22 protein-coding genes are annotated in these 18,989 nt (G+C 65.1%); 11 read left to right on the top strand and 11 right to left on the bottom strand.

Going from position 1 to position 18,989, the window contains the following annotated elements; translation table 11 throughout:
* Positions 1 to 6: 6 nt before the first annotated feature.
* The 6 genes from FJ951_RS07170 to FJ951_RS07140 form a co-directional block, all read right to left on the bottom strand.
* Entirely contained in the window at positions 7 to 1,311 is a 1,305-nt protein-coding gene (locus FJ951_RS07170) for a Xaa-Pro peptidase family protein (protein ID WP_140514118.1), read from the bottom strand.
* Positions 1,312 to 1,621: 310 nt separating this feature from the next.
* Positions 1,622 to 2,587, bottom strand: coding sequence for a GlxA family transcriptional regulator (locus FJ951_RS07160; protein ID WP_140514117.1), 966 nt, complete (start codon positions 2,585 to 2,587; stop codon positions 1,622 to 1,624).
* Positions 2,588 to 2,700: 113 nt separating this feature from the next.
* Complete coding sequence (locus FJ951_RS07155; RefSeq protein WP_140514116.1) at positions 2,701 to 3,870, bottom strand: PLP-dependent aspartate aminotransferase family protein; 1,170 nt, start codon at positions 3,868 to 3,870, stop codon at positions 2,701 to 2,703.
* Positions 3,867 to 5,324, bottom strand: coding sequence for a pyridoxal-phosphate dependent enzyme (locus FJ951_RS07150; RefSeq protein WP_140514115.1), 1,458 nt, complete (start codon positions 5,322 to 5,324; stop codon positions 3,867 to 3,869). The genes FJ951_RS07155 and FJ951_RS07150 overlap by 4 nt, the downstream gene beginning before the upstream one ends.
* A gap of 209 nt (positions 5,325 to 5,533) precedes the next feature.
* Positions 5,534 to 6,874 carry an FAD/NAD(P)-binding protein gene (locus FJ951_RS07145; protein WP_140514114.1) on the bottom strand — a complete coding sequence of 447 codons (1,341 nt, stop codon included), beginning with the start codon at positions 6,872 to 6,874 and terminating at the stop codon, positions 5,534 to 5,536.
* A 25-nt stretch (positions 6,875 to 6,899) separates the two neighbouring features.
* Positions 6,900 to 7,391: an Rrf2 family transcriptional regulator gene (locus FJ951_RS07140; protein WP_140491847.1), complete on the bottom strand. Its 492-nt coding sequence runs from the start codon at positions 7,389 to 7,391 to the stop codon at positions 6,900 to 6,902.
* A gap of 127 nt (positions 7,392 to 7,518) precedes the next feature.
* Between FJ951_RS07140 and FJ951_RS07135 the strand changes: the two genes are divergently transcribed.
* The 5 genes from FJ951_RS07135 (at position 7,519) to FJ951_RS07115 (ending at position 11,032) form a co-directional block, all read left to right on the top strand.
* Complete coding sequence (locus FJ951_RS07135; protein ID WP_140514113.1) at positions 7,519 to 7,740, top strand: hypothetical protein; 222 nt, start codon at positions 7,519 to 7,521, stop codon at positions 7,738 to 7,740.
* A 260-nt stretch (positions 7,741 to 8,000) separates the two neighbouring features.
* The gene (tauA, locus tag FJ951_RS07130; RefSeq protein ID WP_140514112.1) at positions 8,001 to 9,017 is read left to right on the top strand and encodes a taurine ABC transporter substrate-binding protein; all 1,017 of its coding nucleotides are present in this window, start codon (positions 8,001 to 8,003) and stop codon (positions 9,015 to 9,017) included.
* 155 nt (positions 9,018 to 9,172) lie between these two features.
* On the top strand, positions 9,173 to 9,946 hold the full coding sequence (locus tag FJ951_RS07125) for a taurine ABC transporter ATP-binding protein (RefSeq protein WP_140514111.1): 774 nt from the start codon (positions 9,173 to 9,175) through the stop codon (positions 9,944 to 9,946).
* Positions 9,943 to 10,806 carry a taurine ABC transporter permease TauC gene (gene tauC / locus FJ951_RS07120; protein WP_140514110.1) on the top strand — a complete coding sequence of 288 codons (864 nt, stop codon included), beginning with the start codon at positions 9,943 to 9,945 and terminating at the stop codon, positions 10,804 to 10,806. The genes FJ951_RS07125 and tauC overlap by 4 nt, the downstream gene beginning before the upstream one ends.
* Before the next feature lie 19 nt (positions 10,807 to 10,825).
* The gene (locus tag FJ951_RS07115) at positions 10,826 to 11,032 is read left to right on the top strand and encodes a hypothetical protein (RefSeq protein WP_140491853.1); all 207 of its coding nucleotides are present in this window, start codon (positions 10,826 to 10,828) and stop codon (positions 11,030 to 11,032) included.
* A gap of 7 nt (positions 11,033 to 11,039) precedes the next feature.
* On the opposite strand, the gene FJ951_RS28385 is transcribed toward FJ951_RS07115, so the two are convergent.
* A complete protein-coding gene (locus FJ951_RS28385; protein WP_181172206.1) occupies positions 11,040 to 11,225 on the bottom strand; it encodes a hypothetical protein in 186 nt (61 codons plus the stop codon).
* A gap of 310 nt (positions 11,226 to 11,535) precedes the next feature.
* On the opposite strand from FJ951_RS28385, the gene FJ951_RS07105 reads away from it, so the two are divergent.
* From FJ951_RS07105 to FJ951_RS07085, 4 genes are all read left to right on the top strand, one after another.
* Positions 11,536 to 11,904 carry a septal ring lytic transglycosylase RlpA family protein gene (locus tag FJ951_RS07105; protein ID WP_140491856.1) on the top strand — a complete coding sequence of 123 codons (369 nt, stop codon included), beginning with the start codon at positions 11,536 to 11,538 and terminating at the stop codon, positions 11,902 to 11,904.
* A 232-nt stretch (positions 11,905 to 12,136) separates the two neighbouring features.
* A complete protein-coding gene (locus FJ951_RS07100; RefSeq protein WP_140514109.1) occupies positions 12,137 to 13,414 on the top strand; it encodes a polyhydroxyalkanoate depolymerase in 1,278 nt (425 codons plus the stop codon).
* A gap of 173 nt (positions 13,415 to 13,587) precedes the next feature.
* The gene (locus tag FJ951_RS07095; protein ID WP_140491861.1) at positions 13,588 to 14,208 is read left to right on the top strand and encodes a transglutaminase-like cysteine peptidase; all 621 of its coding nucleotides are present in this window, start codon (positions 13,588 to 13,590) and stop codon (positions 14,206 to 14,208) included.
* Between the two features lie 333 nt (positions 14,209 to 14,541).
* Positions 14,542 to 14,781 carry a hypothetical protein gene (locus FJ951_RS07085; protein ID WP_140514108.1) on the top strand — a complete coding sequence of 80 codons (240 nt, stop codon included), beginning with the start codon at positions 14,542 to 14,544 and terminating at the stop codon, positions 14,779 to 14,781.
* Between the two features lie 88 nt (positions 14,782 to 14,869).
* Here FJ951_RS07085 and FJ951_RS07080 read toward each other — a convergent pair whose 3' ends face one another.
* From FJ951_RS07080 to FJ951_RS07065, 4 genes are read right to left on the bottom strand one after another with little or no spacing between them, the layout of a single operon-like run.
* Positions 14,870 to 15,238: a helix-turn-helix transcriptional regulator gene (locus FJ951_RS07080; protein WP_140514107.1), complete on the bottom strand. Its 369-nt coding sequence runs from the start codon at positions 15,236 to 15,238 to the stop codon at positions 14,870 to 14,872.
* 10 nt (positions 15,239 to 15,248) lie between these two features.
* On the bottom strand, positions 15,249 to 15,779 hold the full coding sequence (locus tag FJ951_RS07075; RefSeq protein ID WP_140491867.1) for a Smr/MutS family protein: 531 nt from the start codon (positions 15,777 to 15,779) through the stop codon (positions 15,249 to 15,251).
* Positions 15,776 to 16,879, bottom strand: coding sequence for a murein transglycosylase A (locus FJ951_RS07070; RefSeq protein WP_140514106.1), 1,104 nt, complete (start codon positions 16,877 to 16,879; stop codon positions 15,776 to 15,778). Before FJ951_RS07070 ends, FJ951_RS07075 begins: the two co-directional genes overlap by 4 nt.
* A 24-nt stretch (positions 16,880 to 16,903) precedes the next feature.
* Positions 16,904 to 17,608 carry a Tim44/TimA family putative adaptor protein gene (locus tag FJ951_RS07065; RefSeq protein ID WP_140514105.1) on the bottom strand — a complete coding sequence of 235 codons (705 nt, stop codon included), beginning with the start codon at positions 17,606 to 17,608 and terminating at the stop codon, positions 16,904 to 16,906.
* Between the two features lie 213 nt (positions 17,609 to 17,821).
* Between FJ951_RS07065 and FJ951_RS07060 the strand changes: the two genes are divergently transcribed.
* Together FJ951_RS07060 and secB are read left to right on the top strand one after the other, a co-directional pair.
* Positions 17,822 to 18,322, top strand: coding sequence for an FxsA family protein (locus FJ951_RS07060; protein WP_140491873.1), 501 nt, complete (start codon positions 17,822 to 17,824; stop codon positions 18,320 to 18,322).
* Between the two features lie 167 nt (positions 18,323 to 18,489).
* Positions 18,490 to 18,987, top strand: coding sequence for a protein-export chaperone SecB (gene secB / locus FJ951_RS07055; protein ID WP_140491875.1), 498 nt, complete (start codon positions 18,490 to 18,492; stop codon positions 18,985 to 18,987).
* Positions 18,988 to 18,989 lie beyond the last annotated feature (2 nt).

Raw genomic sequence — 18,989 nt, 5'->3', positions numbered from 1 at the left:
CTGGCATCAAACCTGCTTCTCCAGAAACTCATCCTCATAGGGAAAGCGCGACAGGAGCTCGGTGCCGGTCTCGGTGATCAGGATTTCGTCCTCCAGCTTGACGCCCTCGCGGCCGCCCTTCTCGCCAATATAGCTTTCCACGCTCACCACCATGCCTGGCACGATATGGCCGTCGCGGCCATAGGTTTCATAGTCCATGGCGTGCGCGATGAAGGGTGTCTCGCCATGCATGCCGACGCCGTGCATGACCGAGGTGTAGCGCTGGTCGACGAAGCGGTCGGGGATCTTCCAAGCCTTTTCGGCGATCTCGCGGAAAGCCATGCCGGGCTTCACGATCGAGATATTGTGCTGAACCTGGTCGTGCGCCATGCGGTAGAGCGATTTCTGATAGGGGGTCGGCTTGCCGGGCCCGCAGCGGAAGGTGCGCGAGAAATCCGAATAATAGCCATAGCAGCCGATCGTGTCGGTATCGAGCGCCAGCAACTCGCCCGGCCGGATTTTTCGCCCGCTGGCCTCGTTGAACCAGGGATTGGTGCGCTGGCCGGACGTCAACAGCCGCGTCTCGATGAACTCGCCGCCCTGGCGGATGACCTCGCCATACATGATGGCGAACAGCTCGTTCTCGGAAACGCCGGGCTTGATCGCCTCGCGCACCGCATAGACGGCGGCTTCCGCGCCGGCCATCGACACCTGCAGGCATTTCACTTCCTCCGGGGTCTTGACCGCGCGCACCGCCAGGATCTCGCCCTGGCAGTCGCGGACGTCGCAGCCGCGCTTCTCCAGCGCCAGCGCCTGCAGATGGCTGCAACGGTCGAGCCCGAGTTTCATCGAGCCGCCGCCATGCTGCTTCAGGAGTTCGGCGATCTCGTCGGCGAACGGGCCGGCGGTTTCGTCGTCGCGGCCCGACACCGACGACCAGACGAGCTTGGACGGACGCGCCTCGTCGATCGTGTCGAGCACCATCGAGACATGGTAGCTCTGCGGGTATTCGAACAGCACGATCGGCCCTTCGGTCGGAATGAAGAAATAACGGGTCGAGTTGCGCAGAAAATAGCCGAACATGTTGCGCGAGCCGGTGGCGTAGCGCTGGTTATAGGGATCGAACAGCACCACGCCGCCATAGCCGGCGTCACGCATCCAGCCGCGCAGCTTGGCCAGCCGGCCTTTACGAAGGGCGTCGGCATCGATGAAAGACGGCTCGGTGTCGGACAGCCACATGCCGCCGGCAGGATCGGCCGCCGCGGGGTGGCGCATGCGGTCCTGGAAGTCAACGTCTTCAGTGCTGTCAGGGTCGAATACGACGATGCTCATGGGGGCTGACCTTGGGTGGTTTGCAAGATCAGACCATGGCGCAGGCGGTAACGAGGGATTGTGCGGAAAACCGCGCTTGTTGTGCGAGATGCCGCTGGGTACCAAGAGATGCAGGTGCCAAGCGCCCCCCTCTGCCCTGCCGGGCATCTCCCCCTCAAGTGGGGAGATTGGCAGCTTTGACCTCGTCGCTTCTTCGGTGAAAATTGGCGAAAGCTGTTGTGACGTTCGATCTCCCCCCTTGAGGGGGAGATGTCCGGCAGGACAGAGGGGGGCGCTGTCCCGCCAACGTCTCTCAACGCCAGCAGGACCTCTAATGCCGTCGCGCCAGCTTCGGAGGATGGCCGTGCTCCTCGCGAAAGGCGCGCGCGAAGCTCGACATCGAGGCAAAGCCGCAGGCGAGCGCCACGTCGCGCACGGCGAGCGTCGAGTGCGCCAGGAGATCGGCGGCGCGTTTCAGCCTGAGCCGCCGATAGTAGCCGTTGGGCGAGATGGCGAGTTCGGAGCGGAAGGAGCGTTCGAGCTTATCGGAGGAGACGCCGAGCCTGGCCGTCAGCTCCGCCATGCCGAGCCGCTCCTCCACAGCGTCCTCCATGATGGCGATGGCCGACAGCACCAGCTCGTTCCGCACGCCGGTACGGAGGCGCAGCGGCATCAGCTTGCGGTCGACGCTGGAGCGCAGCTGGCTGTGCACGAACCATTCGGCGACGCCGGCCGCAAGCTCGGCGCCGTAGTCGCGGGTAATGATCTCCAGCATCATGTCGAGGCTGCCGACGCCGCCGGCCGAGGTGAAACGCTTGCGGTCGATGACATAGAGGTCGCGCCTCAGCTCGACATTGGGAAAGGCCTCGGTGAAGGCCGCCTGGCTGGTCCAGTGCAAGGTGCAGGCATGGCCGTCGAGCAGGCCGGCGCGGGCGAGGAAGAAGGCGGCGTCCGCCACCGCGCCGATATGGGCGCCACTGCGCAAGCTGCGGCGGATCCAGCTTGCCGCATCCTCGGCAACGAGATGATCGGCATCGCCGCCTGAGCAGACGACGATGCGGTCGACCTTCGGCGCATCCCCGGCATAGAAGCGCGGCTGGATGACGACGCCGTTCGAGGCCTCGACCGCGCCCTGGGTAGCGCCGACGATGATCCAGCGATAGCATTCCCGCTTCGCCAGCACATTGGTCGCGCGCAGCGGCTCGATGACCGAGCTGAACGCCATCATCGGAAAGCCGGGGAAGACCAGCACCGCGAAAGTGAGGGGCGTATCGGGAGATGTGTCGCGCGTGGGCATGGGGCGCTACAATTCGGGCAGATGGGGTTTGGGGTCAACGGGGTTGTGGCTGGCTTTCTGCGAAGTTGGCGCTGGCTTTGTAGACTGGCTCGTCTCAGCGGGGGCGCCGCCGCTCAGCCCCCCAGCGCCTGCTCCAGGTCCGCGATCAGATCGTCGCCATCCTCGATGCCCGCCGACAGCCGCACCAGCGAATCCGATATGCCGATCTCTTCGCGCTTCTCCGCCGGGATCGATCCATGCGTCATAAGCGCCGGGTGTTCGATCAAACTCTCCACGCCGCCGAGGCTTTCGGCCAGCGTGAACAATTGCGTGTGTTCGAGGAAGCGTTTCGTGCCGGCGAGGTCGCGGTCGAGCACGGCTGATATCATGCCGCCGAACGCATGCATCTGCTGGACGGCGACGGCATGCTGCGGATGGCTGGCCAGACCGGGATAGATGACCCGGCGCACATCCTTGCGGGCTTCCAGCCACTGCGCGATCTTGAGGCCGTTCGACGAGTGCCGCTCCATCCTCAGCGCCAATGTCTTGAGGCCGCGCAGGGCGAGAAAACTGTCGAACGGGCCCGAAATGGCGCCGATGGCGTTCTGCAGGAATTTCAGGCGATCGGCCAAATCCTTGTTATCGCCGACAACAGCCACGCCGCCGACCATGTCGGAATGGCCGTTGAGGTACTTCGTCGTCGAATGCACCACGATGTCGATGCCGAGCTCCAGTGGCCGCTGCAAATAGGGGCTGCAGAATGTGTTGTCGGCGACCGAGAGGATGCCCTTGCGCCTGGCAAGGGCCGCGACGCCTTCGAGGTCGACGATGCGCAGCAGCGGGTTGGTCGGCGTCTCGACCCAGAGCATTTTCGTCTCCGGGCGGATCGCCGCCTCTACCGCCGCAAGGTCGGTGAAGTCGACGAAGCTGACCTTGAGATCGGCGGAGCGCTTGCGCACCCGCTCCATCAGGCGGAAGGAGCCGCCGTAGATGTCGTCGGTGGCGACGATGTGGGCGCCGGAATCGAGCAGTTCCAGCACGGTGGCGATCGCCGCCAGCCCGGAGGCGAAGGCGAAGGCAGCCGAGCCGCTTTCGAGATCGGCCACCGCGCGCTCGAAGGCAAAGCGCGTCGGATTCTGGCTGCGGGCATATTCAAAGCCCTTGTGCACGCCGGGCGACTGCTGGCCATAGGTCGAGGTGGCGTAGATCGGCACCATCACCGCTCCGGTCAGGGGATCGTGGCTCTGGCCGCCATGGATGGTGCGGGTGGAGAAGGCCAGGCGGTTCTTTCCGGATGCGGTCATCGTGCACGGCGCCTCAAATGGTTGATCAGGTCGATGCGGGTTATCAGGCCGACGAACTCGTCGCCGTCGAAGATGATGGCGACCTCGTTGCGGTCGAATACCGGCAGCAGCGCGTCCAGCGTCTGGCTGGCCTGCAAAGTATGCAGATTGGAGGTCATCGCCGTGCGTACCGGCGCGTTGAAGCGCTCCCAGCGGCCCTCATAGGGGCCGTCGACCTTGGCCAGAATGTCGCTTTCGTCGACGATGCCGACCAGCTTGCCGTCGTCGAGCACCGGCAGCTGCGAGACATCGGAGCGGCGCATGCGGCCATAGGCGTTGAGCAGGCTTTCGGCCGGACCGACATAGACGGTGTCGCCGGTGCGGTGCGTGCGCATCACCAGGTCGCGCAGGTCGCCATGCTGCTCGTGCTCGGCCAGCCCCTGCTCGGCCAGCCAGAAATCGTCGAAGACTTTCGACAGATATTTGTTGCCGCTGTCGCAGACGAAGGTGACGACGCGCTTGGGCGACGTCTGCTCGCGGCAATAGCGCAAGGCGGCCGACAGCAGCGTGCCCGAAGACGAGCCGGCCAGGATGCCTTCCCGGGACAGGAGATCGCGCACCGCCAGCATGCTCTGCTTGTCCGATATGGAATAGGCTTTCTTGACCAGCGACAGCTCGGCATTGGGCGGCACGAAGTCCTCGCCGATGCCTTCCACAGTCCAGCTGCCGGCCTCCACCATCTTGCCGGTCTTGATCAGCGGCGCCAGCACCGAGCCGACCGGATCGGCCAGCACCATTTCCGTCTTCGGCGATGCCTTGGCGAAGAACCGGCCAAGGCCGGTCAGCGTGCCGCCTGAGCCGACGCCGACCACCACCGCGTCGACATCGCCGTCGAGCTGCGAAAAGATTTCCGGACCGGTGGTGGTTTCGTGCGCCTCAGGGTTGGCCGGATTGGCGAACTGGTTGGCGTAGAAGGCGCCGGGCAGCTCGGCCGCGATCTTTTCGGCCATATCCTGGTAATATTCGGGGTGGCCCTTGCCGACGTCGGAGCGCGTCATGCGCACTTCCGCGCCCAGCGCGCGCAAATGCTGGATCTTCTCGCGCGACATCTTGTCGGGCACGACCAGGATGATACGGTAGCCCTTGGGGATGCCGACCTGGGCCAGGCCCAGGCCGGTATTGCCGGCCGTCGCCTCGACGATCGTGCCGCCTGGCTTCAGCCTGCCCTCCTTCTCGGCCGCCGCGATCATCGACAGTGCGATACGGTCCTTGATCGAGCCGCCAGGATTCTGGCTTTCGAGCTTGATGAACAGCCGGCACTTGCCGGTGTCGAATTGGGTCAGTTCGACCACGGGGGTCTGGCCGATCAGGTCGAGCACCGATCCGTAAGGCGGCCGCAGGCGCGACAGTGCGTTTTCCGAAGCGGCGTTTTCCAAAGGGGCGCTATCCGAGGGCGCGATCTTGTGCCTGCTCATATCGATGCTCCATGATCAAGCGGCCGCTTCGGGCAGGGCGGCAGCGTATCCTCTTTTCCAGCCCTTTGCAGTGGGAAAGAAGATAGATCGTGCCAATCGACCGGCTAGATGGAGAATGAAATTCCGGGGCGGGCTCCGTCGTGCAAATCGCCCGCAGGCTTGTGGGGCACGCCCCCTCTGGCCTGCCGTAGAACGCCGACGCTAACACGCTACCCCAGCAGCTGCTTGCTCAGCCTCGCACACTGGACGCGAATATCCGGAATGGCGTCGATCTCGAAGAAGGTGCCTCTGGTCAGCGGGCCGACGGCGAGGATTTTCCTGGACACCGTGCCGTCGCCGGCGATGATCTCGCAATTGGCCGTCACGTCGAGGCCGATGCGCAGCGGATCCGGCCGCGCCAGCCCGCGGTCGACCAGCGAGCGCACCACGCTGTTCAACGAGGCCGAGATGTCCCTGACGATACCGGAGCAATCATAGATGCGGGCGACCTCGAACCTCTCCAGCCGCTTGGTGTGGCGCGACTGGACCTGGACCGTGAACTCGCCGCCCGCCGCGATGTCGACGACACGGCCAGCGACGAGGCGGATGCGGCCGGACTGCACGGCTTGCGTGACGCGGGCATGGACCTCGGGCGCCATGCGGTGGCGGTGGATGTCCCACCACGCCTTGGTGTGCTCGACGAAACGACGCTTGGCGGAGGCCGGCCAGTTCTGCCAGATCTTCTGGTTGAACGGGCGAAGGCCGTCGACGACGTCGCGCCAGTCGATGCCGGCCTTCTGGTTTTCCCGGATCAGGTCGCGGAACCAGCCGACGAAATAGGAAAGCTGGGTGCCGAGCGGGATATCGGCGACGTCGAGCTTGATCGGATTGCCCTTGCGGTGCGGCGAGGGCAGCAGGCCGCGCCGCGACACCGCGACGATCTCCGCGCGGTGGCCGCGCTGTTCGAGCGCCAGGAATGCGTCGACCATGCTGAGGCCCGTTCCCAGCACCATGACGCTCCGGTCGGGATCGAGCGCGGTGTCGGCCTCCGATCCCATGCGGACCGCATGGCCTTGCCCCATGGCCGGCACCTCGTCATGGCCGGTGGCGAGCACCGCCAGATGGGCGACGACGCTGGTGCCGTTGGCGAGCGCCACTTCCACCCCCGAGGCCGTGGGCGAGATCGACAGGCTTTCCTCATGGATCAGCCGGAGGCGTCCGGTCTCCCTCTCGCGCGCCTCGAGATCGTCCAGCAATTCGCCGAGATAGCGGGCATAGATGCTGCGCGGCGCGTAGACCGGCGCCTGCTCGGGCGTTGCCAGGCCGCGTTCCAGCAGCCAGCGCCAGAAATTGCCGGGATCGTCGGCATAGGCGCTCATACCGGCGGCGCTGACGTTCAGCACATGCGCGGAGAGCAATGTAGAATAGGCGATGCCCTGGCCGAAATGCGGGCGCTTCTCGATCAGCGTGACGCGAAGGTCGGGATTGGGCTGTCTCAGCAGATGCGCGGCGAGCACGACCCCGCTGGCGCCGCCGCCGACGATGATGATCGAGTTGCGGCGGCCGCTCATGCCAGCCCCGTGCGACGCGCCGGCGTCAGGCCTTCACCGCAACCGGCAGATCGTCGCTCGCGACCGAGAGGTCGTCGAGGCCCCTTGCGACCCCAAGGTCGTCGAGGCCGATGTCGCGCATCTCGGCGAGGCTGCGCTGGTCGAGCACCTCGGCGATCGCTTGCCGGACTTCCAGCATCAGATGTCGGACCTGGCATGTCGCCTCGTTACAGTCTTCGCAGCGCTGGTATTGGGTACGGCTGGCGCAAGGGATCGGCGCCAGCGGGCCGTCGAGCACACGCACGACATGGCCGACCCTGATTTCCTCCGGCGGCCGCGCCAAGCGATAGCCGCCATCCTTGCCTTTGCGGCTCTGCACGAAACCGGCATTGCGCAATTCGCCCAGGATGGCGTCGAGAAACTTCTTCGGGATGTTGTTGCCGGTCGCGATGTCGTTGACGAAGGCAAGCTGCCCGGCCGGCATCCGCGCCAGATGGACGAGCGCCTTGAGGCCGTACTTGCCTTTCTTGGTGAGCATGATCCGAACGTTTCTCTGTCATGCGATGGCTCGAGGCCATCCGTTGCGAAACGCCTGACGTGCCTCCCGCCGCGCTCAAGCATCCATGACATAAATTCTACCGACATGATATACAAGCCAATCGCGATTGATCTTGCTTGATTTTCAAGCCATTGCGGCGATTTTGGACCTGACTGTGATGCCGGGGACACAAACCGTGGCGCGACGGCCCGAGACCGGTGCCACCGGCGATCGCCGCGATACGGATGGGTATGACCTCTCATCGTCGCCTCCAAGTCTCTATGTCGATAAGTTTACTATACTTAAACGCGAACAGGCGGAACATGTTTTTAAATTCCAATCCATCTGAAGCATGGATTTGCCTTTCAAGCGGCTGCAACGTGAATTCTCGTTCGCGATCGGAGGCCGGTAGCGGTGGCCGAGCTTCCCGAACGCGATGATCTCGCCAGTCTTGAGCGCTATAGGCGCCAAATCCGCCTGGGGACCTCTGTATCGGCAGCTTTTTCCAACAAATCCAACCCTGCTAGAAGAATTTAACTCTACAAGAACAATAGAATTAGCGGACTATCATGAAGCAATCCGGTTTTCCCCTGTTTCATGGAGCCCTTGATGTCCACCACCATTTCGCGACGCATCCTTCTCCTGTCTACGGCCGCACTTGCCGGCGCCGCCTTCCTCGGCCCGGCTTTTGCCCACGACCTCAAAATCACCATCGGCTACCAGACGGTGGTCGAACCCTCCAAGGTGCCGCAGGCCGATGGTGCCTATGAAAAGGCTACCAAGGCCGCCATCGACTGGCGCAAATTCGATTCCGGCGCCGATGTCATCGCCGCGGTCGCATCCGGCTCGGTCGACATCGGCTATGTCGGTTCGAGCCCGCTGGCGGCGGCGGCGAGCCGCGAATTGCCGGTCCAAACCATCTTCGTCGTCGGCCTGATCGGGCGATCCGAGGCCTTGGTCGCACGCAACGGCGCCGGCATAGAGAAGGTCGCCGACCTCGCCGGCAAGAAGGTGGCCGTGCCCTTCGTCTCGACGACGCATTACAGCCTGCTTGCCGCGCTGAAACATGAGAATGTCGACCCGAAATCGGTCGAGATCCTCAATCTCAGGCCGCCGGAAATCGCCGCTGCCTTTTCGCGCGGCGATATCGATGCGGCCTATGTCTGGGATCCGGCGCTCGGCCAGGTCAAGACATCAGGCAAGGTGGTGCTGGATTCCTCCCAGGTCGCCGCCTGGGGCGCGCCGACCTTCGACGCCTGGATCGTGCGCACCGACTTTGCCGAAAAGAACCCGGAAGCGGTGCGCGACTTCGTCAAGGTGACGGGTGCGGCCTATGCCGAGTACCTGGTCAAGCCCGATGCCTGGTCGGCAGCGTCGCCGCAGGCGGCCGAGATCGCCAAGCTGACCGGCGCCAAGGTCGAGGAAGTGCCTGAACTGCTCAAGGGCTATGTCTTCCCGACACTCGAAGAACAAGCCTCCGACAAGTTCCTCGGCGGCGGCACGGTCAAGGCGATCGCGGCCGCGTCCGCCTTCCTCAAGGAGCAGGGCAAGGTAGACGCCGTGCTGCCGGACTATTCGAAATATGTGACATCGAAATACGTCACCGAGGCGCTGGCCTCGAACTGACCCGAGCGTTGGAGCGCCCCATGTCACGACGGGCAGGTGGCGCCCCTATGAGACGCGCGCACGTCTTTCCTGACGCCGCGTGTCGCCTGTCCGGGAGCCGCTGACGAGGCGCGGCTTCGGGCAGGCGGACTTCAACGAACTCCCTGCGAGGGCTCATGTCGCATCTCGTGCTCGACAGAATCTCGATCCACTATGACGGCCAGCCCGCACCCGCCGTCGAGCGGGTATCGATCGACGTCGCCAGCGATGACTTCGTCGTCCTTGTCGGCCGTTCCGGCTGCGGCAAGACCTCGCTGCTCAATGTCGGCGCCGGCTTTGTTGCGCCGGCACGCGGCACGGCCGCGATCGACGGCCGGCCGATCGCAGCACCCGGTTCGGACCGTGCGGTGGTGTTCCAGAACGACGCGCTGTTTCCTTGGCTGACGGCGCGCGAGAACGTCGCCTTCGCGCTCAGGCTGCGCGGTGTCGGGCCATCCGAGCGGGCGCGCCGCGCCGACGAATTGCTCGGCCTGGTCAAGCTCACCGATGCCGGCGACAAGCGCATCTGGGAACTGTCCGGCGGCATGCGCCAGCGCGTCGGCCTTGCCCGGGCGCTGGCTGCCGGGCCGCAATTCCTGCTGCTCGACGAGCCGCTCGGCGCGCTCGATGCGCTGACGCGCGAGCGTATGCAGACGACGCTGCTCGACCTGTGGACGGCAAGCAAGGTCGGCGTGCTGATGGTCACGCACGGCATCGACGAGGCGCTGGTGCTCGCCACCCGCATCGTGGTGCTGGCGCCCGGGCCGGGCCGGGTGGTGCGGACCTTGGAGCCGGGCTTCTCCAGGCGCTACGCAGCGGGCGAGGCCATCCGCGCCATCAAGGCCGATCCTGGCTTCGCCGCGGCGCGCGGCGAACTGACCGACGCCATCTTCGAGGGAGAGGCGGCATGACCATTTTCTCCTCCTACACCGAACGCTCCGGCTCCAGGACCGAAGAGGCCGACGGCCTGTCGGTGCCATGGTCGCGCCCGGTCCCGAAGCGCAAGGGCGTTTCGGCGCGCATGGTCAGCGCGGCCACCATTCTTCTGGTGCTGGCGCTTTGGACGGTGTCGGCCCGCCTGCAACTGGTGTCGCCGGTATTCCTGCCCTCGCCTGTCGCGGTGTGGAACAAATTCATCATCGTCGCCCGCGATGGCTTTGTCGACGCAACGCTCGTCCAGCATATCGCCGCCAGCCTGGGGCGGGTGTTCGCCGCGCTCATCGCGGCGCTCCTCGTCGGCGTGCCGGTTGGCCTCGCCATCGGCATCAGCACCGTCGGCCGCGGCATTTTCGATCCGCTGCTGGAATTCCTGCGGCCGATCCCGCCGCTCGCCTATCTGCCGCTGGTCATCATCTGGTTCGGCATCGGCGAGCCGTCCAAGGTCCTGGTGATAGCCATCGCCATGCTGGCGCCGGTGGCATTGTCGACCGCGTCCGGCGTCCGCGGCGTCTCGCAGGAGCGCATCAACGCCGCGCGTTCGCTTGGCGCGACGAGGCGCCAGGTGGTCCGCCACGTGATCCTGCCCAGCGCGCTGCCGTCGATCCTGACCGGACTGCGCATCGCGCTCGGCGCCGGGTGGTCCACGCTGGTCGCCGCCGAACTGGTGGCGGCGACGCGCGGGCTTGGCTTCATGATCCAGTCGGCGGCGCAGTTCCTGGTCACCGACGTGGTGGTCATGGGCATTTTGGTGATCGCGGCCATCGCCTTCGTGCTCGAATTCGCCATCCGCAGGATCGAGCGCGCGCTCGTGCCGTGGGCGGGACGCGAATGATCGGGAAACGGAGATGACGATGACCCATTCCACCGCCATGCTGTTCGCCCATTTCGGCACCTGGCTGCTGGGCCTGACATCCGATGGCAAGGCGATAGAGGAGGACAAGGCGACAAGGGAGGACGGTCCGCGCTCGCCGGCGCCCGTCCGACTCCCGGCCGGGCGTGACCGCCTGCCGCCGCGAGACGAAAGCTTCTACTGGGCCTGGCAGTACTGGTCGCAGTGAGAGCGGCTCAACCGCGCGAACCGTTCGCCCACACGAGCCCGGCGAGACCGACCAGCATGACGATGATGCCGATGGTGAGCCATTGCGACTGGCCGGTCATGAAGCTGCCGCCGATCGCGCCGATGCCTTGCAGCGACCACAGCGCGCCGACGGCCAGCACAATCAACGCCAGCAGATTTTTGATCAGTCTCATTGCCGGATTCTCCCTTCCGAAGTTGATCGGTCGCGTCGTCGCCGTCGCGATGAAAGAGGCAAAGGAATCGGTTCGGCAGCAGCATCTTCTACTTGGATGTTGCCGCTCGATCTTGTCAAACAAGACATGGATATCCGCTGGAACATCATCGTGAGTTGATCGCTGACCGTCGGGAAATCACTGACAGACTGTTACCGGGCGACTCCAAACGTGTGCCGGCGCCATGGAACCGCCAGATGATTGCCGCATTTCGTGCCTTATTGTCTCCGTAACGGCTGGGGCCTGTCAAAAACGGAGCCTTCCCCCAAATATGAATAACAACAACCGGACCGCGCTTGCCGCGGTGACGATCGCTGCTGGCCTGATGGTCGGCGCCTCCGCCACTCCAGCCGCCTCCGCCGCCGGTCAATGCGGCCGCGCTTCCTGGTACGCCCTGCACTCCAGGACCGCGTCGGGCGAACGGATGAACCCTTCGGCCTTGACCGCCGCACACCGCACGCTGCCTTTCGGCACCAAGCTGCGGGTCACCAACCAGAACAATGGCCGCAGCGTCGTGGTGCGCATCAACGATCGCGGACCGTTCATCCGGGGACGCGTGCTCGACCTGTCGAAGGGTGCCGCCGGCCAGCTCGGCTTCATCGGTTCGGGCCACACCGCGGTCTGCATGGCGCGCGTCTGACCACCACTGCCCGGCCCGAGGGCCGGGCCGCCTGGCGGGCCTTCGCACCTGCACAATGAGCCGGCTTGTACCGTCCAAGGCTGATTTCCAACGCTTTGGACCAAGAATGCGTATAGATCACGCCACGTGACGTATTGCATCGCAGCAATTAGTTGTTAACTTCCCCGCGAGACAGTTAGGGCCAGGCACTGCTCGCCGCCCCTTCGGTCGCAGGCCGCAGCGGGGTAAACGGATGTTCTACCAGCTCTATGAAATGAACCACGCCGCCCTGCAGCCGGCCCGTCTCTATGCCGATGCGGTGCGGCTGTTCTATTCCAACCCGCTCAATCCGTTCTCGCACACGTCCTGGGGCCGCTCGATCGCGGCGGGCGCCGAGTTGTTCGAGCGCACCACGCGCCGCTACGGCAAGCCGCAATTCGGCCTCGACAAGACGGTGGTCGACTGGAAGAGCGTGGCAGTGACCGAGAAGACCGTCTGGTCGCGGCCGTTCTGCAACCTGGTGCATTTCGAGCGCGCCGTTCCCGCCGGGCGGCGGCGAGATCCGAAGCTTCTGATCGTGGCGCCGATGTCGGGCCACTATGCGACGCTGCTGCGCGGCACGGTCGAAGCCATGCTGCCCCATGCCGACGTGCACATCACCGACTGGATCGACGCCCGCATGGTGCCGACGGCCGACGGCCAATTCGATCTCGACGACTATATCGACTATGTCGTCGACATGCTGCATGTGCTGGGCCCCGACACGCATGTGATGGCGGTTTGCCAGCCTTCCGTGCCGGTGCTGGCGGCCGTGGCGCTGATGGAAACGCGCGGCGACCCCTTCGTTCCTGCGACGATGACCCTGATGGGCGGGCCGATCGACACGCGCCGCAACCCGACCGCGGTCAACCTTCTGGCCGAGGAGAAGGGCATAGACTGGTTCCGCGACAATGTCGTGATGCGCGCGCCCTGGCCGGTGCCGGGCTTCGGCCGCGAGGTCTATCCAGGCTTCCTGCAGCTTTCGGGCTTCATGAGCATGAACCTCGACCGCCACATCATCGCCCACAAGGACTTCTTCATGCACCTTGTGAAGCATGATGGCGACAGCGCCGAGAAGCACCGCGACTTCTACGACGAATATCTGGCGGTGATGGACCTGACGGCTGAGTTCTACCTGCAGACGGTCGACACGGTGTTTGTCCGGCATGCTTTGCCCAAGGGCGAGATGACGCATCGCGGCACGCCCATCGATCCCTCGGCCATCCGCAATGTCGCGCTGTTCACGGTGGAGGGCGAGAACGACGACATTTCCGGCCTTGGCCAGACGCGGGCGGCGCACGATCTGTGCGTCAACATTCCCGCCGACAGGAAGGCGCATTACATGCAGCCCGCGGTCGGGCACTACGGCGTCTTCAACGGTTCGCGCTTCCGCGCCGAGATCGTGCCGCGCATCGTCGACTTCATCACCAGCTATGGCCGCCAGAACCGGGTCGCCGTGAAACCGAAGCTGGTCCGCACCGCCAAAAGATAGGCAGCCTGCATTGCCGGCCCGATAGCGCCGGACAGGCCGGGCAGGCCTGTCGCACGGGTGCCGCTGCCATGCGTCTCGCGGGTAACCATGTCGCAAATCACCCAATCGTGGTAATTGACACGGACTGTAGATCGCCCTTAACCTTTCATTAATAACAAGGGCGAGCGGGGACAATGAATTCCTCACCAATGGCGCGAGCGCTTCGTGCGTGCGCAGTAGCCGGACTGGCGACAATGATGGGAGGCTGGGTGGCGCCGGCCTTGGCGGCCGGAGCGATGACGACCGGCGGCGTCGCGTCGCAACCGATCGGCCATTATGATTTCTGCAGGCTCAATGCCCGCGAATGCGCGATCCGTCCCGGCAATCTGGCGCCGGCCGCGATGACGGACAGATTGTGGCGCAAGCTGGCCAAGGTCACCGCCAGGGTGAATGCCGCCGTCAAGCCGATGAGCGACATGGACATCTATGGCAAGGACGAGGTCTGGGCCTATCCCGCCAAGGGCGTCGGCGACTGCGAGGACTATGTGCTGGAAAAGCGGCGCCTGCTGTCCCGGATGGGCATATCGCTTGCCGATCTTCTCATCACCGTGGTGCGCAAACCCGACGGCGAAGGGCACTCGGTGCTGACGGTGCGCACCGACAGGGGCGACTATGTGCTCGACAATCTGACCGACAAGGTCAAGGCCTGGGACGACACTGGCTACCATTTCCTCAAGCGCCAGGCGATCGACAACACCGGCCGCTGGGTCTCGATCCGCGGCGGCCAGCAGGTGCTGGTGGGGTCCGTGGAGTAGGGACTGCGGCGGGCGGCGCGCCCACCGCCGGATGTCGGCCCCGCCCCTCATTGCCCTGCCGGGCATTTCTCCCCGTATAGTGACGGGGAGAAAGACGCTGTCATCGACGATTTCCCCAATTGCCGACGTCGCAAGAAATACGCCAAGGGCGCGGCTGTCTCCCTTCTCCTCGTCCTATACGGGGAGAAGGTGCCGGCAGGCGGATCAGGGGCGGCGCCGACGTTGCAGTCACGCGCCGCGCGCACTCCCCAAAAAATTCCCACCCTCCATGAACCATTTCGGCCCGGCCGGCGACACACAGCCGTGAACCGAAACCAACCATGGAGACTTCAAATGACTGCTTTCCTGCGTAACACCCTTCTCGCCGCCGTCGCGGTGTCGGGCATGGCCGGATCCGCTCTGGCCGATCAGACCATTCCAAGCTGCGCCAACACCAATCTCGACGACCTGTGGAGCGGCCGCTGTTGCGGCGCCGCCGGCGCATCGGACTGCCTTGGCGGCGGCAATGGTGGCCGCGGCCATGGTGATCACGGCCGCGGTGGCAATGGCGGCAGCACGGCCGGCAAGAACTGATCTCATCACGGCGGCCCGCCGGCTGCTGCTGGCGGGCACCGTTTTACGATCGGGAGCTCAGCCGACGCCAGAGCCGGGCAAACCCGGCCTACCGCCGCCGCCCCAGCGCCGCGCGGATGGAGGCGGTTATACGGCGCAGTTCCTCCTCGTCGAGCTTTTCGATGTTCTCGGCCAGGAGGTTGGCAAGCTCGGTCGCGGCCGGGCTCAGGCCCGACGTATCGAGCCTGACGCGCGGATGCGAGCCTTCGGCCAGTCGCGCCAGTTCCTCCGCGTCGTCCCAGATGATGTTGAAATAACCAATGATCTTCTGGATCAGCGTCCAGGTCGGCGCGCCCCGCCTTCCGTGCTCGAGCGCCGACAGATAGGCGGCGCTGACGCCGATGGCGGCGGCCATGTCCTTCTGGGTGACGCCGCGCTCGGCCCTCAGCGCCCGCAGCCTCTCGCCGAACGGGGTCACGACCCCATCCTCACGACCGGACCCGCCGCAGCCTGACATAGAGCGCGCCCGAGCCGCCGTGGTTGCGCGCGGCGTGGTCGTGACTGGAGACCAGCGGCCGGAACGCCGGCGTCGACAGCCAGGCCGGCACCGCGCGGCGCAGCACGCCGTCGCCGCCCGACGAAGAGCCCTTGCCAGTGATGACCAGGACATAGCGGATGCCGCCGGCATGCGCGCGGTGCAGGAAGGAGAACAGCAGCGAATAGGCTTCGTCCTGCGTCATGCCGTGCAGGTCGACCCGGCCTTCGATGGGCAGCCGGCCTTTCGACAATTTGTCCAGCGTCGGCTCGTCGAGTGCATGGGAGACATGCTGGGCCTTCGGCTTAGGCGCGCCGGCCGGACCGGCAACGGGCCGGGCTTGTTGCGTCGGCGCCGGCTTCGCCTCGATGCCGAAATCCGGGACAGGCACGGCGGCCTTGCCCTTCAGCGGCTTGGCCGTGCGCGCCACCAAGTTCCACAGCACCCGGTCGTCCTCGCTCAACCTGTCGCTGCGGCGGGTCATGGCTTCGAACCCGAGACGAGCGGGCGCGGCACCAGCGCGTAGAAATCGGCCGGATTGCGCACCACGCCGGCGATCTCGCCGGCGGCGTCGCCCGAGCCGGCGAAGAGATCTCCACGCGCCGGCCCGGTGATGGCGGAGCCCGTGTCTTGCGCGATCATCAGGCGCCGGAACGGTTTTGCCTCGAAAGCCGTCAGCGATGGCGCATCGACGTAAAAGGGCGTGCCGAATGTGTGCAGCAGCCGGTCGACGGCAATCGAGCGGCCCGGCGTCAGCGGCACCTTGGCGGCAGCGATCGGCCCGAGCGTTGCGTCCTCGACCGCGGCCTCGCGGAAGAAGATATAGGAACGGTTCCGCCACAGGATCTCGTCGACGCGGCCCGGATGCGCCCTGAACCAGGCGCGGATCGACTGCATCGTCACGTTTTCCAGCGGGATCTCGCCCAGTTCGCTCAACACCTTGCCGGGTCCGGTGAAGCGCTGGCCGGACTTGGCCGCATAGGTGACGCGGCACAGCCTGCCGTCGGTCATGAGAAGCCGCGCCGCGCCCTGCACATGGATGAAGAATGCATCGACCCTGTCGGCCAGCCAGGCGATCTCCAGGCCCTTGCCGGCGAGCGCGCCGCGCTCGATCGCGCCGCGGTCGAAATATTCGGCCGGCCCGTCCGGCGTCCGGCGCGCGAAAGCGAGATAGGGGTCCATTCCGTCGGGCCGGTTGGCGTCGTCGACATCGACGAGATCGGCGGGACGCGACAGAAGCGGCACGGCAAAGCGCTCCGTGCGCACCGGCGAGGCCTCGACCTCCGGTTCGTAGAAGCCGGTGACGAGGCCGGCGCCGGTCTCTGGACGCACCTGCATGGGGACGAAATGACGCTCGAAGAAGGCGCGGGCCTCCGACCGGCTGGCAGGAGGGGCCGCGCGCGCCTCGGCATAGGCACCGGCAAAGGCGTCAAAGTCGACGCCGAGCGCGCCGCTGCGATAGGGCTTGGCCAGGACATGGAAGGCGGAGCGGCGAAAGGCCTCGAAGGCCGCCAGATGGTCGTCGTCATCCCAGCCGGGCAGAGCGCCGAAGGATCTTTCGCTGAATGCCTGATGGAAGGACACGACAGGCCCGCCGCGGTCAGGGATTCAATCTTCTTCTTCGGTGGCGACGAGCTTCCAGTTCGGGTCGCGCGAGCGCGTGTCGCGGGCGAAGGTCCAGACGTCCTTGACCTCGGCGACGGTTTCGGGGTCGCCGTCGATGACCGCACCGGCCTTGTCGCGCGTCGCCGAAATCAGCTCGCTGATGATGCGCAGCGTGACATGCGCCTCGCCGCCCTTCATCTCGGCCGAGACGATGTCGGCCTTGTCGATGCCGACGAAGGAAGACTGGATCTTTTCCGACCGCGCCTCGCGCTCGCCGATCGCGGCGACGAAACCGTCATAGACATCGCGCGACAGAAGGTTCTTCAGCGTTTTGCGATCGCCATCGGCATAGGCCATGACGATCATCTCGTAAGCCATCTTGGCGCCGTCGACGAAACCCTTCGGGTCGAAGGACGGATCGTTGTCCTTGATCGTGCGCAGGCCCTTGTTGAGGTCGGTGCCGGGCTTGGCAAAGGCGTCGATGGCCGCATAGACCTCGCCGGCCGGCTCGCCGGGCTGGCGCTTGCGCGGCAGCGACACGACATTCTCGGATTTCTGCGCATCCTTGTCGCCGGTGCGGGCGGCGGTATAGGGATCGAAAGGCGGCCGTTCGCTGCCGGTACGACGGCCCAGCACATTGCGCAGCTGGAAAAAGATCACAACTGCCGCAATCAGAAAGAAAATCGTGCCGAAGTCGAAGAAACCCATATCTTCCGCCAATCAATCCTGCCCTCGGCCGGACCGCCCGGCCAACAGGGCAGCGGTCGCATAGCGTTCAACATGCAAACCATATAGAACGCAAGGCGCAATCATTCAAATCAAAGGCAGCCATACCTATCTAACAGCCTCGGCGCCAGCGGCCGGCGGCCGCTGGCAGGCAAAACAGACCAACGCCAGAACGATCGGAAGGATCGGCAAGACTTGCGCATTTCGTTATTTCCCGTTTTTCTTCTGGCGCTTCCGCTGCTGGAGATCGCCGGCTTCGTCATAGTCGGGCGCCAGATCGGCGCGCTGGCGACGGTCGGCCTGGTGCTCGCCTCGAGCATCGCCGGGGCGCTGCTGCTCAGGCATCAGGGTTTTGGCGTCATGAGCCGCATCAGCACCGAGATGGGCGCCGGCCGCGATCCGAGCCGCCAGCTCGCGCACGGCGCCATGATCGTGCTCGCCGCGATCCTGCTGATCATCCCGGGCTTCATATCGGACATTTTCGGCATTCTCTTGTTCCTGCCGCCGGTGCGCGATCTTGCCTGGCGCAGGCTCAAGGGCCGCATCGTGGTGGCGACGAATTTCTCGGCCGGCGGCTTCCGCGGCCGGCCGCGCGACAGGGTCATCGACCTCGACGACGGCGATTATTCGCGCGAAGACGATTTCAAGCGCGGGCCGGACCACAATTCGCCATGGCGCCGCCTGAAGGACGACTGAGGCTATATTGATGTTCAGGTGATGCCGGCCTGACCTGAATCTCGACGCAGTCTGGATCCCCTCCGGTCGCAAGGCGGCAAACCTTGTCTTGTCATGCCGGCCATGGTAGCGAACGCCCGATTTCAATTCGGTCAGCAATGCTGCCCAGGCAAAAGGACACAAGGCTCATGGCCAGCAAAGATGACGCGCCGGTCGGCGCCAACGGAAACGGCAACACGGCGCAGCCCTCGCTCAACGTCCTTGCCCAGTATGTGAAGGACCTTTCCTTCGAGAGCCCCGGCGCGCCGAACTCGCTGCGCGGCCGCGATAAGGCGCCTGGTATCGCCATCAACGTCAACGTCAACGCCAATCCGCTCTCCGACAAGCAGTTCGACGTCAACCTGACGCTGAACGCCAAGGCGTCCTTCGACCAGGAAGTGCTGTTCAATGTCGAGCTGGTCTATGGCGGCGTTTTCGCCATCAGTGGCTTCCCGCAGGAACACATGTTGCCGATCCTGTTCATCGAATGCCCGCGGCTGCTATTCCCGTTCGCCCGGCAGATCATCGCCGAGGCAACGCGCAATGGCGGCTTCCCGCCGCTGATGCTCGACCCGATCGATTTCGCGCAGATGTTCCAGCAGAAGCTGGCCGAGGACCAGGCGGCGTCGAAGGTCCAGGTGAGCTGATT

This window comes from Mesorhizobium sp. B2-2-3, from assembly GCF_006442405.1.
Lineage (GTDB): Bacteria > Pseudomonadota > Alphaproteobacteria > Rhizobiales > Rhizobiaceae > Mesorhizobium.
The sequence above is the reverse complement of the archived record's forward strand: the minus strand, read 5'-3'. Positions and strand labels throughout refer to the sequence as shown.

Excerpts from the sequence above, each read along its gene's own strand:
- FJ951_RS07170 (WP_140514118.1), bottom strand. The coding sequence starts at position 1,311 with ATGAGCATCGTCGTATTCGACCCTGACAGCACTGAAGACGTTGACTTC.
- FJ951_RS07160 (WP_140514117.1), bottom strand. The coding sequence starts at position 2,587 with ATGCCCACGCGCGACACATCTCCCGATACGCCCCTCACTTTCGCGGTG.
- FJ951_RS07155 (WP_140514116.1), bottom strand. The coding sequence starts at position 3,870 with ATGACCGCATCCGGAAAGAACCGCCTGGCCTTCTCCACCCGCACCATC.
- FJ951_RS07150 (WP_140514115.1), bottom strand. The coding sequence starts at position 5,324 with ATGAGCAGGCACAAGATCGCGCCCTCGGATAGCGCCCCTTTGGAAAAC.
- FJ951_RS07145 (WP_140514114.1), bottom strand. The coding sequence starts at position 6,874 with ATGAGCGGCCGCCGCAACTCGATCATCATCGTCGGCGGCGGCGCCAGC.
- FJ951_RS07140 (WP_140491847.1), bottom strand. The coding sequence starts at position 7,391 with ATGCTCACCAAGAAAGGCAAGTACGGCCTCAAGGCGCTCGTCCATCTG.
- tauA (WP_140514112.1), top strand. The coding sequence starts at position 8,001 with ATGTCCACCACCATTTCGCGACGCATCCTTCTCCTGTCTACGGCCGCA.
- FJ951_RS07125 (WP_140514111.1), top strand. The coding sequence starts at position 9,173 with ATGTCGCATCTCGTGCTCGACAGAATCTCGATCCACTATGACGGCCAG.
- tauC (WP_140514110.1), top strand. The coding sequence starts at position 9,943 with ATGACCATTTTCTCCTCCTACACCGAACGCTCCGGCTCCAGGACCGAA.
- FJ951_RS07115 (WP_140491853.1), top strand. The coding sequence starts at position 10,826 with ATGACCCATTCCACCGCCATGCTGTTCGCCCATTTCGGCACCTGGCTG.
- FJ951_RS28385 (WP_181172206.1), bottom strand. The coding sequence starts at position 11,225 with ATGAGACTGATCAAAAATCTGCTGGCGTTGATTGTGCTGGCCGTCGGC.
- FJ951_RS07105 (WP_140491856.1), top strand. The coding sequence starts at position 11,536 with ATGAATAACAACAACCGGACCGCGCTTGCCGCGGTGACGATCGCTGCT.
- FJ951_RS07100 (WP_140514109.1), top strand. The coding sequence starts at position 12,137 with ATGTTCTACCAGCTCTATGAAATGAACCACGCCGCCCTGCAGCCGGCC.
- FJ951_RS07095 (WP_140491861.1), top strand. The coding sequence starts at position 13,588 with ATGAATTCCTCACCAATGGCGCGAGCGCTTCGTGCGTGCGCAGTAGCC.
- FJ951_RS07085 (WP_140514108.1), top strand. The coding sequence starts at position 14,542 with ATGACTGCTTTCCTGCGTAACACCCTTCTCGCCGCCGTCGCGGTGTCG.
- FJ951_RS07075 (WP_140491867.1), bottom strand. The coding sequence starts at position 15,779 with ATGACCCGCCGCAGCGACAGGTTGAGCGAGGACGACCGGGTGCTGTGG.
- FJ951_RS07065 (WP_140514105.1), bottom strand. The coding sequence starts at position 17,608 with ATGGGTTTCTTCGACTTCGGCACGATTTTCTTTCTGATTGCGGCAGTT.
- secB (WP_140491875.1), top strand. The coding sequence starts at position 18,490 with ATGGCCAGCAAAGATGACGCGCCGGTCGGCGCCAACGGAAACGGCAAC.